This is a genomic window from Nigerium massiliense, from assembly GCF_000826085.1.
In the GTDB taxonomy this organism is placed as follows: domain Bacteria; phylum Actinomycetota; class Actinomycetes; order Propionibacteriales; family Propionibacteriaceae; genus Propioniciclava; species Propioniciclava massiliense.
In genome coordinates, this window is sequence record NZ_CCYM01000002.1 from 650,499 (window position 1) to 663,428 (window position 12,930).

The following is a 12,930-nucleotide window of genomic DNA, read 5'->3' on the forward strand; positions in this document are numbered from 1 at the left end:
CCCTCGGACGCCGCCCGCGCCGGCACCCGCCGCTTCGAGCCGGCGGGGTTTTGCCATGCTGGTGCCGTGACGACGCGCACCCTTCTGCTCATGCGCCACGCCGAGGCGGCCCCGTCCCTCGGCTCGGACGCCGATCGCGACCTCACCGAGGCGGGCCTCGCCGACGCCCGCCTCGTCGGCGCCTGGCTTTCCGAGAGCATCGGACACCTCGACGTCGTCCTCTGCTCGGCCGCCCTGCGCACCCGCCGCACGTGGTCCGCGCTCCAGGACGCCGGGGTGACCGCCGGGCGGGTCGAGATCACCCCCGCGCTGTACGAGGCGTCCACGAGCGATCTGCGCGACGAGCTCGCCGGGGTCGACGACGACGCGCGGTCCGTCCTGCTGCTGGGGCACGCGCCGGGGGTGCCGTCGCTCGCGTCCTGGCTGGTCGGACGCCGCGGCGACCCCGCCGCGCTCGCCCAGTTGGACCGCGGTTTCCCGACCGCGACACTCGCCCGCCTGACCCTCACGACCCCCTGGAACGAGCTTGGCTCCGGGAGCGCCCAGCTGTCCGGGATGCGCTCTCCCGAGCGTTTCTGAATGAATGCTCATCAATCTGAAGCAATAGGCACTATCGTGCAAACAGCCGACCTGAGGGGACTTTCCGCACAAGTCAGGGCCCCTTTGCCACCGTCGCCAGCCGGAAGGATTTTGCTCCATCCCTAGCCATCGCGGTCTCAGCCCCTACTCTTGCCCGAAGACGAGAGGGGGATCCCCCATGCCCAACGATGTCGCAGCATCATCGACCCCCGGCGCGCGAAGGCCAGCGTCGACCCTGAGCAGACGCCGCGTCCTCGGCTTGGGCGCCGCGCTGGGCGGCGCCTCGGCCCTGTCGCTGGCGGGCTGCTCGACCGCTCCCTCGTCGGATGCGGTGACCAGCCAGCTGATCCACGGCGCCACCGGCGGCGGCCTGAAGGACACGGTCGATCCCCACTTCCCCGTGACCTTCCCCGACATCGCCCGGTGCACGCAGCTGTACGAGCCGCTGATGCGGTTCAACGCGGCCTACGAGGTCGAACCCGGCCTGGCGGAATCGGCGGAGATGAACGCCGACGGCACCGAGTGGACGTTCCGGCTGCGGCAGGGGGTCACCTTCCACAACGGGCGCCCCGTGACCGGCGAGGACGTGAAGTTCAGCTTCGAGCGCATGCTCGACCCGAAGAACCCGGCGGCCTACCTGTCCGACGTGGCGCCCATCGCCGACCTGTCCGCCTGCAAGGCGCTGGACGCCCGCACCTACAAGCTGGTGCTCAAGGAGCCGTACACGATCATGGACCGGGTGGTCGCGGCGTACTCGCTCGGCATCATCCCCACCGACTTCAACCTCAACAAGCCCGTCGGCACCGGCCCGTGGAAGTTCGAGAAGTTCGTCCCGGGCCAGCGCTCGGTGTTCAGCAGGTTCGACGGCTACTGGGACGTCCAGGCGTCCTACGACGAGCTGGTCATCCTCGACTTCGCCGACGATGCCGCAAAGGTCAACGCGCTTCTGGCCGGCCAGCTGCAGACGGTCGACAGCCTGCCCGCCTACCTCGCCGGCTCCATCGAGCGGCAGGGCGCACGCACCCTGGTGTCCGAGACAGGCGGCTGGGTGCCGTTCACCATGCGGGTCGACACCGCCCCGTTCAACGACGTTCGCGTCCGCCAGGCGATGCGCATGCTCGTCGACCGCAAGCAGATGATCGACCAGGCGCTCAACGGCTTCGGCCGGGTCGCCAACGACGTCTACTCCCCGTTCGACCCCGACTACATCGGTGACCAGCTCCCCCAGCACGAGTACGACCCCGAGCACGCCAAGGCGCTGCTCCGTCAGGCGGGGCACTCCGACCTCCAGGTCGAGCTCGTCACCTCGTCCGGCATCGGCGCGGGCGCCGTCGAGTCGGCCAACCTCATCGTCCAGCAGGCCGCGAAGGCCGGCGTGAAGGTGCGCGTCAACAAGGTGGACGGCAGCATCTTCTACGGCGACCAGTACTTGACGTGGCCGTTCGCCCAGGACTTCTGGTACACGCGCCTGTACATCCCGCAGGCCGTCGCCTGCGCGGTGAAGACCGCCCCCTACAACGAGACGCACTTCGAGCATCCCCGGTTCACCCAGTTGATCGACGCCGCCCGCTCCACCACGGACGAGGCCCGGCGGCGGCGGTACCTGCAGGAGGCCCAGGAGATCGAGCACAACGAGGGGGGCCTCATCATCTGGGGCTTCAAGAACCAGGTGGACGCCGTCAGCCAGTTCGTCACCGGTCTCAAGCCGTACCGCGAGCTGCCGATGGCGTCCTTCCACTTCAACCACGCCAAGCCGGTGGAGACCCGATGACCGAACCGTCCAACCTCGCCACCTCGGCGGTCGGAGAGGCCCGGCGGCACCCCGACGCGGTCGAGGCCCGCACCCGGCGCAGCCCGGGCAAGGCGTGGGGCCTGTGGGTCGCCCGTCGCCTCGGCCTGGCCGTCCTCACCCTCTGGCTGGTCTCCGTGATCGTGTTCTGGGCCACGTCTGCCCTGGGCGACCCGGTCCGCGCGATCCTGGGCAAGGACTTCGCGGTCAGCCCCGCCCGCGTCCAGCTGATCCGGGACGCGCTGCACCTCGACAAGCCGCTCGTCGAGCGCTACTTCATCTGGCTCGGCGACCTGCTGAGCGGCAACCTCGGGACGTCCGTGACGAGCAACCTGCCCGTCGCCGAGCTCATCGGCGACCGGGTCGTGAACAGCGCGTTCCTCGTGCTCGTCGTGGCGCTCGTGATGATCCCGCTGACGCTGGTGCTCGCGCTGCTCTCGGCACGCCGGCCCGGCGGCGTCCTCGACAATGTCATCCAGGGCATCACGCTGGCGCTGGCCGGGGTGCCCGAGTTCGTCACCGGCATCCTGTTGGTCGCGCTGTTCTCCACCAGCGTGTTCCACCTGCTGCCCGCCGTCGCGGTGCTGCCGCCTGGCTCGGCCCCGTGGGACCGGCCGGCATCGCTGATCCTGCCCATGGCGACGCTGGTGATCTCGGTGACGCCTTACCTCGTCCGCATCCTGCGCTCGAACCTGCTGGAGAGCCTCGGTTCGGATTACGTCGAGCTGGCCCGCCTCAAGGGCATCCCCGAGCGGCGGGTGCTGCTGCGGCACGCGCTGCCCAACACCCTCGTGCCCGCGATCCAGGTGACGGCGCTGCAGCTGGCCTGGCTGGTCGGCGGCGTCGTCCTCATCGAATACCTGTTCAACTACCCCGGCATCGGCGCCACGCTCGTCGACGCCGTCCGCAACTCCGACTTCCCCGTCGTGCAGGCCCTGGCGATGATCATCGCCGGCGTCTACGTGCTGGTGAACCTGGTCGCGGACATCTTGTCGATCCTGCTGACGCCGCGCGCGAGGACGGGGATGGCGGCATGAACCTCCGCTCCCTGCTCCGGGACCCGAAGATCCTCATCGGCGGCCTGCTCACCGTGCTCATCATCGCCCTGGCGGTGTTCGGCCCGTTCGTCGCGCCGCACGGCGAGTACGAGATCGTCGGCCGCCCCTACACCAACGAGGGCTCGTTCCTCGGCACCGACTACATCGGGCAGGACGTCTGGAGCCGTGTGCTCTACGGCGGCCGCTCGGTGCTCGTGATCGCGCTGCTCGCCACCCTGCTCGGCGTCGCGATCGGCGTCCTGCTCGGTGTGCTCGCCGCCTACGTGGGCGGTTGGCTCGACGAGATCGTCATGCGCCTGAACGACGTGTTACTGGCGTTCCCGCAGATCCTCATCGCGCTGCTGGTGCTGAGCTCGGTCGACCAACCGACCTGGTGGATGATCGTGCTGATCGTCGGTATCTCGCACGCCCCACGCGTCGCCCGGATGGCCCGCGGCGTCGCGCTCACCTACGTCACCCGCGACTTCGTCACCGCCGCGGAGGCGATCGGCGAGCCGCGCTGGCGCATCCTGCTGGCCGAGCTCGGCCCGAACCTCGTCGTCCCGCTGCTCGCCGAGGCGGGCCTGCGTCTGACCTACTCCATCGGCATGGTCGCCGGCATCGGCTTCCTCGGCTTCGCGACCGACCCCGGCGCCGCAGATTGGGGCCAGATGACCAACGAGAACCGGCTGGCCCTGCTGGTGCAGCCCTGGGGCGTCCTGGCGCCCGTCATCATCATCGCCTTGTTCACGATCGGCACGAACCTGATCGCCGACGGCCTGGGCGAACGCGCCGCCAAGGGGGCCGCATGAGCACCGAACGCACCACCGCCCTCCACGACGGCGCGCCCATCGCGACCGTCCACGGGATGCAGGTCTCGCTGCCCGCGCGCGGCGTGGACGTCGTCGACGGCGTCGACCTCGTGCTGCACCCCGGCGAGATCGTCGGCCTGGTCGGCGAGTCCGGCTCCGGCAAGACGACGACGGGCACCGCCCTGCTCGGTTACGCCCGCACCGGCGCCGAGATCACCGGCGGCGAGATCCTGGTCGCCGGGCACGACGTCCGCTCGCTCAGCCCCGCCGAGGTGCGCTCGATCCGCGGCATCGAGATCGGCTACGTCCCGCAGGATCCGAGCTCGGCCCTGAACCCGGCGATCCGCATCGGACGCCAACTGCGCGAGCTGCTCGACCTGCACGACATGGGCACGCCGGCCGAGCGGGACGAAGGCATCCGGCACATCCTCGACGAGGTCGGCCTGCCGAACGACGACGAGTTCCTGCGCCGGTACCCGCACCAGCTCTCGGGCGGCCAGGTGCAGCGCGTCGCGCTCGCCATGGTGTTCCTGCCGCGGCCGAAGGTGCTGGTGCTGGACGAGCCGACGACCGGGCTCGACGTCACCACGCAGTCGATGGTGCTGTCGACCCTGGACTCCCTGTGCGAGCGGTTCGACGTGGCCGCCCTCTACGTGACCCACGACCTGGCCGTCGTCGCGTCCATCGCCGACCGGGTCGCCGTCATGTACGCCGGCCAGCTCATCGAGCTCGGGACGGCCAAGCAGATGTTCACCCGCCCGCAGCATCCCTACACGCGGGCGCTGCTCAACGCGATCCCGCACCTGCACGAGGCTTTCTCCCTCACCGGCATCCCGGGGCGGACGCCGGCGCCGGGCAACCGCCCGAGCGGCTGCCGGTTCCACGACCGCTGCCCGTTCGCGGTGGACGCCTGCGTGCAGGAAGAGCCGCCGGCCGTCGAGACGGAGCCCGGGCACGCCGCCAAGTGCATCCGGCTCCACGAGATCAAGCCGTGGGACCCGACCGAGCGGGTCGGCGCGGATACCACCGCCGACCAGCGCCAAGACATCATCCTCGAGGTGGCGAACCTCGACGTGTTCTACGGCCGCAGCCACGTCGTCCACGACGTGTCGTTCGACCTCGCCCGGCAGGAGGTCGTGGCGCTCGTCGGCGAGTCCGGCTCCGGGAAGACCACGATCTCGCGCTGCCTCGGCGGGCTGCACGACGAGTGGGAGGGCTCGATCCGGTTCGGCGGGGACGAACTCGCCAAGAAGGCGCGGCGACGCACCGCCGAGCAGCGCCAGCACGTGCAGTACATCTTCCAGAACCCGTACCTGTCGCTGAACCCGCGCCGCACCGTCGGGCAGATCCTCGTCCGGCCGCTCGAGTTGTTCGGCGTGGCGTCAGGCAAGGCCGCCCGCGAGCGGGCCGCCGAGCTGCTGGACGCCGTCCAACTCGGCGAGGGCGTGCTCTCGCTGCGGACGAACCGGCTCTCGGGCGGCGAGCGGCAGCGCGTCGCGATCGCCCGGGCGCTGGCGGCCGACCCGAGCATCTTGATCTGCGACGAGATCACCTCGGCGCTGGACGTCTCCATTCAGGGGTCGATCACCGAACTGCTCAACCGCATCAAGGCCGAGCGCGGCATCTCGATGGTGTTCGTCACCCACGACCTGGCGCTCGTGCGTTCGATCGCCGACCGGGTGCTGGTGCTCCAGCATGGACACCTCGTCGAGCGCGGGCTCGTCGGCGACGTCCTCGATCATCCGCAAGACGACTACACCCAGGACCTGCTGGCCCACACCCCGACCCTCGACCGGGTGGAGCGCAGCGCCTAACGCGCTGCCCGCGCGATCAGGGCGCCCAGGGCGTCCGCGCCGTCGGCGAGCGCGGTGACGAAGTCGTCCAGGCGCTCGACCCGGTCGGCGTGGTAGCTGAGGCAGAACTCGTAGCCGCCGGGAATCACGTTGTAGGCGATGCCGATCCCTTCCGGGATCGTCGGCGCGAACGCGTAGCGCTTCAGCTGGTGCTGGTCGCCCACCGAGGTCGTCGACAGCAGGTCGGACGTCAGCGCGGCGAAGCCCGGATCGACGAACAGGTCGGGGCGTCGTCCGAGCCGCTCGGCGATGAACCGCAGACCGAAGAGGTGCCGCTCGCTGCCCTGGCCCGACTTGGTGACCCGGACGCGTGCGCGGTGCTCGTCCAGGGCCGCGTTGAGCTGCTCGGGCCGGGCCCGGCCGTCGATCAGCGCCCGGGCGAGGCCGACCGCTTGGGGGCTGTTGGGGCGCAGGCATTCGGTGCGACCGGCCTGGTAGTCGCGCATGTCGACGGCCTCGTAGGTCGAGCGCACGCGGCCGTAGGTGGCGAGCTGGGCGTAGAGCATGACGAACTGCTGGCAGGCGTCCTGGCTGAGCTTGAACGGCAGGTCGGTGGGCAGCGCCATCGGCACCTGCACCGTCCGGACCTGGTAGCGGGCGGCGGTGGCGCGATAGTCGCGCTCGTCGGCGCGCAGCCGCTCGGCGAGGTCGTCCTCCAGCCGCCAGGCGAGGCGCTCCACGGCCGCCTCGACGTCCGAGGACTCGGCCGGTTCCGCCCGCTGGATGCGGGCGACGACGGCCTTCAGCGTGGAACCGTCCACGATGCTGTGCTCGACGTGCATCGCCGCGCTGCCGTCGCTCGGGTCGAGTTGGTAGGTGATCGGCTTGTACGCCCAGGCGCGGCCGGGGGCGAACGTGACGTCGCGCAACTCCTCGTCGCCGGCGGACGTCGTGGTGGTGAGGTTGAGCACGAAGACGGCGTCCGTCAGCCGCTGGTAGAGCCGCGCGTTGGCGGGGTCGCGCAGCAGCCGGCCCAGGTAGCCGGACGCCGCCGCGCTGCCGAGGTAGCTGGGCAGCGTGAAGAGCTGGTCGGGCCTCGCGGCCATCACCTGCTCCAGCGCGGCCCGTAGCGTGTCGGCCGACAGGACGCGGCCCTCGGAGTCGCTGATGCGGACGGCGTGGTAGGCGCCGTCGCGCAAGACCCCGATCTCGCGGTCGGCCGCGTCGGAGGGCCCCCAGCGGTACACGTCGACGTCGGGCTCGGGGTGCCGCAGGCCGCCGGCCAGGCAGTCCCACTGCTGCAGGCACAGGGGGCCGCGCGGACCGAGGTCGACGGTGATGTCGCCGCGCAGGTAGCCGAGGTGGACGTCCGCGATGCGCCGCAGCGCCCCCGCGGCGCCGGCCACCCCCGGCGGGATGTCGCCCAGGTCGAGGGCGAAGCCGACGTTGCTGGTCAGCGGCAGCGGCGTCCGGCCGGCGAGGTAGGTGGCGAGCCACGCGTCCGAGAGCCAGCTGCGACCCTCGGCGTCCTCGCTGTCGGCGAAGGCGAGGAGGGCGTCCTGACAGACCGGCCCGTCCCCGGTGGCGAACCGCGCCACGGCCTCGGAGGTGGCGGCGAACTGCTTCTCGTCCAGCAGCGGCCGGACGGCGGTCAGGAATCCCTGCAGCGTCTGGTCCAGCGGCGGGACGGGCAGGTGCTTGCCGACGACGGGGTCCACAGGGGAATCCCAGCACCGAGCAGGCATCCTGACAACACCCGAGTTCGGTCGCGATCACCGTCTTGTGGCCGGGGCCGGCAGACGAGTCGCCGGCGACCAGGCTCGGGAGATCCGGGGCGGACGGCCAACCAGCGCCATCCGCCCCTCTGTTCGTCCGCGGACAGAGATCCGCTCCGGACGGGCGGGGCCGTCCGGAGCGGGACCAGGCTCAGGCGACGGCCGCGGCCAGCAGGTTCAGCGACTGCTCCAGATCGTCAGCCTTGAAGGCCGGGAAGCTCTCCTTGCGCTGGAAGTCGGAGTCGACGTTCGACCAGTCGTAGGTCAGCGTCACCTCGGTGGAGCCGGGGCCCTGGGCGTCCAGCTCGTACAGCCACGTCCAGCCGGGAGGCTCCTGGCCCTCGGGGGCGGTGGCCCAGCCGACGACCTTGTTCTCGATCAAGGCGTTGACGTGGTTGTCGGTCTTGTAGTCGCCCTTCGGCTCGCGGTGCATGTTCATCGTGAACACGTCGCCGACGGCCTGGATGCGCTGCGTCTTGTCGTCGGACTCGATCGTGCCGCTGGCGTCGAACTCGCGGTGCCGCTGCGGCAGGGTCAGCACGTCGAAGATGTCCTTCGCCGGGGCGTCGATCAAACGAGAAACAACGATCTTCTTGTCATCAGTCATTCCTCCACCCTGCCGCACCTCAGCCCTGCACACCACCCTCGAGCGTCAGTGACGGCTCCGGTTCTTCCGCGCTGAGCAAGGCATTCACCCCGAGCGGCAGGCACATCGATTCGCGATCGTGACCGAAGCCGAACTCCCAGACGAGGGGGACCCCCAGCGGGATCAGCAGTTCCCCGGCGAGCGCGCGCACCTCGTCCGGACGGCAGTCGCGCCAGCTGCCCAGCACGATGCCGGCGAGCCCGTCGAACCAGCCGGAGCGCAGCAGCGTCTGGAAGTAGCCGTCGAACTTGTAGGTGTCCTCGGTGACGTCCTCGATGAGCGCCAGGCAGCCCGAGTTGTCCAGGGCAGGACGCCCCCGCGCGCCCGTCGTCATCGCCAAGAGCGACAGGTTGCCGCCGATGAGGCGTCCGGCTGCCGTGCCCGGCACCCACACCTCGGCGCCCGGACGGACGTAGCGGCGGCCCTCCCAGGGCTCGAACACAGCCTGGCGAAGGTTGACGATCGCGACCGGGTCGTCGAGCAGGTCGCCGGTGGCGATCATCGGCGTGTGCCACGTGCAGACGCCGATCTGCTCGCGCAGCCACTCGTGCAGGGCGGTGACGTCCGAGCTTCCGAACAGCGGCTTGGGGGTCGCCGCTCGCATGCGGTCGGCGTCCAACAGGTCGAGGACGCGGACGCTGCCGTAGCCGCCGCGCACGCAGAACACCGCGTTGATGCTCGGGTCGCACCAGGCGTCCTCGACGTCGCGGGCCCGTTGGGCGTCGCTGCCGGCCAGGTAGTCGTGCAGCGGGTGCCGCGCCGTCGCGCTCGGGTAGCGAACCGGCACCAGCCCCCAGTCCCGGATCAGTTCTTCGGCGCGGTCCAGCTGCCGCCCGCTGGGCGGCCCGGAGGCACTGAGCAGCGCGACCCTGTCTCCCGGGGCGAGGGGGCCGAGCGCCTGGACGAGGTGCCTCATCCGTCCGCCCGACTCGCGCCGCGGTTCACGTCCCGGGTCACGCCGGCCGGGACGACGCGCAGGAGCGTCTTGGTGTAGTCGTGCTGCGGGTCGAGCAGCACCTGCTCGACGGGGCCCGACTCGACGATGCGCCCCTGGTGCATCACCAGGACCCGGTCGGCGATGTTCCACGCCAGCCCGAGGTCGTGGGTGATGACGAGCGCGCCGAGCCCCAGGGTGTTCTTCAGCGTGAGCAGCAACGCCAGCACCTCGCCGCGCACCGAGGCGTCCAGGGAAGCCACGGGCTCGTCGGCGATCAGGTACTCCGGACGCAGCGCCAGCGCTCCCGCGATGACGACGCGCTGCCGCTGGCCGCCCGACAGTTCCTGCGGGATGGAGCCGAAGAACCGCTCCGGCGGCTCCAGTTCGGCCTGCCGCAGCGCCTCGGCGACGCGCTCGCGCTCGTCGTCGGGGACGCGATGGATGCGCAGCCCCTCCGCGATCGCCTCGTAGACGGTGAGCTTGGGGTTGAGCGACGCCGCCGGATCCTGCGGCACGAACTGGACGCGGCGGCGGTAGTCGCGCAGCGCCTTGCGCCGTCGCGGCAGCGGTTTGCCGTCGACGAAGACCTCGCCGGACGTCGGCTGCTGCAACCCGAGGATCGTGCGGGCCAGCGTCGTCTTGCCCGAGCCCGACTGGCCGACGAGCGCGACGATCTCGCCGGGGGCGCACGACAGCGACACGTGGTCGACCGCGCGCACCTTGGACCCGCGGGTCGAGAAGTCGACGGTGACGTCGCGCACCTCCAGCCGGGCGGCGCGCCCGTCGGCGTCCGGCTCGCTCGGCTTGGACGTGACGCCGGCCCGCCCGACGCGCAGCCGGCTGCTCGGGTCGCCGATGGTGGGGAACGCGGCGGCGAGCTCCTTGGTGTGCTCGTGCTGGGGGTTGCCCATCACCTGCGCGGACGGCCCCTCCTCGATGATGCGGCCCTCGCTCATGACGACGAGCCGCTCGCACGTGCTGGCCAGGACCGACAGGTCGTGGCTGATCATCACGAGGGTGAGGTTGCGCTCGCGGACGAGGGCGGTCAGGACGTCCAGCACCTGGGCCTGCACGATGACGTCCAGCGCGGTCGTGGGCTCGTCGGCGACGATGACGTCGGGGTCGCAGGCCATCGCCATCGCGATCATCACGCGCTGCTTCTGGCCCCCGGACAGCTCGTGGGGGTACGACTCGGCCTTGCTCACGGGCAGGTCGACCAGCGTGAGCAACTCGTCGACGCGGGCGTTCCGCCCCTTCTCGTCCTTCCAGGACCCCTTGCTGTGCAGCTCCAGCGCCTCGGCGATCTGCCAGCGAATCTTGCGGACCGGGTTGAGCGAGTTCATGGCGCCCTGGAACACGATGGACGCCTCGGTCCAGCGGACGGCGCGCAGCTGTCCGAAGCTCATCGAGGAGACGTCCTGGCCGTCGAGCAGGATGTCGCCGGTGATCGTGGACGTCTTGGGCAGCAGCCGCAGGACCGACATGGCCAGCGTCGACTTGCCGCAGCCCGATTCGCCGGCGATCCCGACCGTCCCGCCCGAGGGGATCTTCAGCGTGACGTGGTCGACGGCCTGGAGGCTGCGCGGACCGTCGTTGTCCCGGATGCGGTAGGCGATCGACACGTCGCGCCATTCGAGTTCCATCAACGCCCCCTCAGCGCCGGGTTCACGACAGCCTCGAGCGCCCGGCCGACGAGCGTGAAGCACAGCACCACCAGGACGATCGCGACACCGGGCGGCAGGACGAACCACCAGAAGCCGGCGGTCGCCGACCCGGTGTCGAGCGCCGATTTCAACATCGACCCCCACGAGAAGACCGTCGGGTCGCCGAGGCCGAGGAACGACAGCGTCGACTCGGAGATGATCGCCGAGCCCACGGCCAGCGTCGTGTTGGCCAGCACCAGCGGCATCACCGACGGCAGCACGTGCCACCACAGCAGGTGCCCGTCCCCGGCGCCGAGCGCGGTTGCTCGCTCGACGTAGGGGCGCGACTCGATCGTGAGGGTCTGGCTACGGACGATGCGGGCGGTGCCGGCCCACGACGTGACGCCGATCGCGATGATGATCGTCCACACGCCGCGCTCCAGCACCGTCGAGAGGGTGATCGCCAGCACCAGGCTCGGGATGACGATGAAGAAGTCGATGACCCGCAGCAGCACCTGCTGCACCCAGCCGCCGAAGTGGCCGGCGAGCATGCCCACGGTCGTGCCGATCGTCATCGACATCAGCGTCGCGGTGAAGCCGACCAGCAGCGAGATGCGCGAGCCCCACAGCAGGGTGCCGAGCACGTCGCGTCCGAACGGGTCGGTGCCGAGCAGATGCTGGCCGCTCGGCGGCTCGTTGGGCATCGCGGTGACCTGGGTGACGTCCAGGGTCGACAGCGGGACGAGCACCGGCGCGAGCAGCGCCAGCGCGACCACGATCACCAGCAGGATCAGCCCGATCAGGCCGCCCCGATTGGACGCGAACTCCCGCCAACTCTCCGTCGCCCGCTCCCGCCGGCGTTGGGCGACCGCTGACTCGGCCATCAGGCGGCCTTCAGTCGGGGGTCGAGCACCCGGTAGACGAGGTCGGCGAGGAAGTTCATGATCACCACGATCGAGGAGAAGACGACGAACGTGCCCTGAAGTAGGGGCAGGTCGGGCGCGCTCAGCGCCTGGTAGGTCAGATAGCCGAGGCCGGGCCAGCTGAACACGGTCTCGACGGTGATCGCGCCGCCGATGAGGTGGCCCAGCGTCATGAAGATGATCGTCACGGTGGGCAGCAGGGCGTTCGGGACGGCGTGCTTCGTGCGGACGCCGTCCTCGTTGAGGCCCTTGGCGCGCGCGGTGGTCAGGTAGTCGGCGGTCATCTCCTCCAACATGGACGACCGCATCGTCATCAGGTACTGGGCGTACGTCACCGCGACCATGGCGGCCACGGGCAGCACCAGGTGCCGGGCGACGTCCACGACGTAGGCGAAACCCGTGGCGTTCAGGCCGGGCGTGATCATGCCGCCGGTGGGCAACGGTCCGCCGAACGCCATCAGCAGCAGCAGGCCGAGCCAGAAGGTCGGCACCGACCAGAACACCAGAGCAAGACCGGTGGTCGCCTTGTCGAAACCGGAGTTGCGCTTCCAGGCCGCGCGCTGGCCCAACCACAGGCCGAGGACGATCGAGATGACCGCGGCGGTGCCGGTGAGCAGCAGGGTCGAACCCGCCCGCTCGGCGATGAGCCGGCTGACGGGGGCGTTGTAGAAGAAGGACGTCCCGAGGTCGCCCCTGGTCAGGTCGGCCAGGTAGCGGCCGAATTGCACGACGAGCGGCTGGTCGAGACCGAACTCCCGCCGCAGCCGCGCGATCTCCTCGGGGGTGACCATGCGTCCTCGGGTCATGCTGAGCACGGGGTCGCCGGGCAGGATGCGGAAGGCGAAGAAGCCCAGCACGACCACCATCAAGAGGCTGATCGCCGCCCCGAGGGCCTTGGTCGCGAGGTAGCGCCCCAGGGACGCGCCACGGATCGGCTCGTCGCTGGGGGTTACCGCCTCGTGGGGAGCCAGGGCGCTCGGGACGGCGTCAGACATG

Annotated in this window: 11 protein-coding genes; 5 read left to right on the top strand and 6 right to left on the bottom strand. The window is 70.6% G+C overall.

Annotated elements, in window-relative coordinates; translation table 11 throughout:
- Window positions 1–66 precede the first annotated feature (66 nt).
- From BN1187_RS04460 to BN1187_RS04480, 5 genes are all read left to right on the top strand, one after another.
- A complete protein-coding gene (locus tag BN1187_RS04460) occupies window positions 67–579 on the top strand; it encodes a SixA phosphatase family protein (protein WP_052462277.1) in 513 nt (170 codons plus the stop codon).
- A 178-nt stretch (window positions 580–757) separates the two neighbouring features.
- Window positions 758–2,350 (top strand): ABC transporter substrate-binding protein, encoded by a 1,593-nt coding sequence (locus tag BN1187_RS04465; protein ID WP_218184564.1) that lies wholly within the window; start codon window positions 758–760, stop codon window positions 2,348–2,350.
- The gene (locus tag BN1187_RS04470; protein WP_082034494.1) at window positions 2,347–3,405 is read left to right on the top strand and encodes an ABC transporter permease; all 1,059 of its coding nucleotides are present in this window, start codon (window positions 2,347–2,349) and stop codon (window positions 3,403–3,405) included. The genes BN1187_RS04465 and BN1187_RS04470 overlap by 4 nt, the downstream gene beginning before the upstream one ends.
- Window positions 3,402–4,217, top strand: a complete 816-nt coding sequence (locus tag BN1187_RS04475; protein WP_040159105.1) for an ABC transporter permease — start codon at window positions 3,402–3,404, stop codon at window positions 4,215–4,217. The genes BN1187_RS04470 and BN1187_RS04475 overlap by 4 nt, the downstream gene beginning before the upstream one ends.
- Complete coding sequence (locus BN1187_RS04480) at window positions 4,214–6,031, top strand: ABC transporter ATP-binding protein (protein WP_052462278.1); 1,818 nt, start codon at window positions 4,214–4,216, stop codon at window positions 6,029–6,031. The genes BN1187_RS04475 and BN1187_RS04480 overlap by 4 nt, the downstream gene beginning before the upstream one ends.
- Here the strand turns inward: BN1187_RS04480 and BN1187_RS04485 are convergent.
- The 6 genes from BN1187_RS04485 to BN1187_RS04510 form a co-directional block, all read right to left on the bottom strand.
- Window positions 6,028–7,728, bottom strand: a complete 1,701-nt coding sequence (locus BN1187_RS04485) for a choline/carnitine O-acyltransferase (protein WP_052462279.1) — start codon at window positions 7,726–7,728, stop codon at window positions 6,028–6,030. The two genes, BN1187_RS04480 and BN1187_RS04485, sit on opposite strands and share 4 nt — an antisense overlap.
- 208 nt (window positions 7,729–7,936) lie before the next feature.
- Window positions 7,937–8,392: an SRPBCC family protein gene (locus tag BN1187_RS04490; RefSeq protein ID WP_040159106.1), complete on the bottom strand. Its 456-nt coding sequence runs from the start codon at window positions 8,390–8,392 to the stop codon at window positions 7,937–7,939.
- Between the two features lie 19 nt (window positions 8,393–8,411).
- Entirely contained in the window at window positions 8,412–9,347 is a 936-nt protein-coding gene (locus tag BN1187_RS04495; protein WP_040159107.1) for a S66 peptidase family protein, read from the bottom strand.
- Window positions 9,344–11,011, bottom strand: coding sequence for an ABC transporter ATP-binding protein (locus tag BN1187_RS04500; protein ID WP_052462280.1), 1,668 nt, complete (start codon window positions 11,009–11,011; stop codon window positions 9,344–9,346). Before BN1187_RS04500 ends, BN1187_RS04495 begins: the two co-directional genes overlap by 4 nt.
- On the bottom strand, window positions 11,011–11,895 hold the full coding sequence (locus BN1187_RS04505) for an ABC transporter permease (protein WP_040159108.1): 885 nt from the start codon (window positions 11,893–11,895) through the stop codon (window positions 11,011–11,013). Before BN1187_RS04505 ends, BN1187_RS04500 begins: the two co-directional genes overlap by 1 nt.
- On the bottom strand, window positions 11,895–12,929 hold the full coding sequence (locus BN1187_RS04510; RefSeq protein ID WP_040159110.1) for an ABC transporter permease: 1,035 nt from the start codon (window positions 12,927–12,929) through the stop codon (window positions 11,895–11,897). The genes BN1187_RS04505 and BN1187_RS04510 overlap by 1 nt, the downstream gene beginning before the upstream one ends.
- Window position 12,930 lies beyond the last annotated feature (1 nt).

Excerpts from the sequence above, each read along its gene's own strand:
- BN1187_RS04465 (WP_218184564.1), top strand. The coding sequence starts at position 758 with ATGCCCAACGATGTCGCAGCATCATCGACCCCCGGCGCGCGAAGGCCA.
- BN1187_RS04470 (WP_082034494.1), top strand. The coding sequence starts at position 2,347 with ATGACCGAACCGTCCAACCTCGCCACCTCGGCGGTCGGAGAGGCCCGG.
- BN1187_RS04475 (WP_040159105.1), top strand. The coding sequence starts at position 3,402 with ATGAACCTCCGCTCCCTGCTCCGGGACCCGAAGATCCTCATCGGCGGC.
- BN1187_RS04480 (WP_052462278.1), top strand. The coding sequence starts at position 4,214 with ATGAGCACCGAACGCACCACCGCCCTCCACGACGGCGCGCCCATCGCG.
- BN1187_RS04490 (WP_040159106.1), bottom strand. The coding sequence starts at position 8,392 with ATGACTGATGACAAGAAGATCGTTGTTTCTCGTTTGATCGACGCCCCG.
- BN1187_RS04495 (WP_040159107.1), bottom strand. The coding sequence starts at position 9,347 with ATGAGGCACCTCGTCCAGGCGCTCGGCCCCCTCGCCCCGGGAGACAGG.
- BN1187_RS04500 (WP_052462280.1), bottom strand. The coding sequence starts at position 11,011 with ATGGAACTCGAATGGCGCGACGTGTCGATCGCCTACCGCATCCGGGAC.
- BN1187_RS04505 (WP_040159108.1), bottom strand. The coding sequence starts at position 11,895 with ATGGCCGAGTCAGCGGTCGCCCAACGCCGGCGGGAGCGGGCGACGGAG.
- BN1187_RS04510 (WP_040159110.1), bottom strand. The coding sequence starts at position 12,929 with ATGTCTGACGCCGTCCCGAGCGCCCTGGCTCCCCACGAGGCGGTAACC.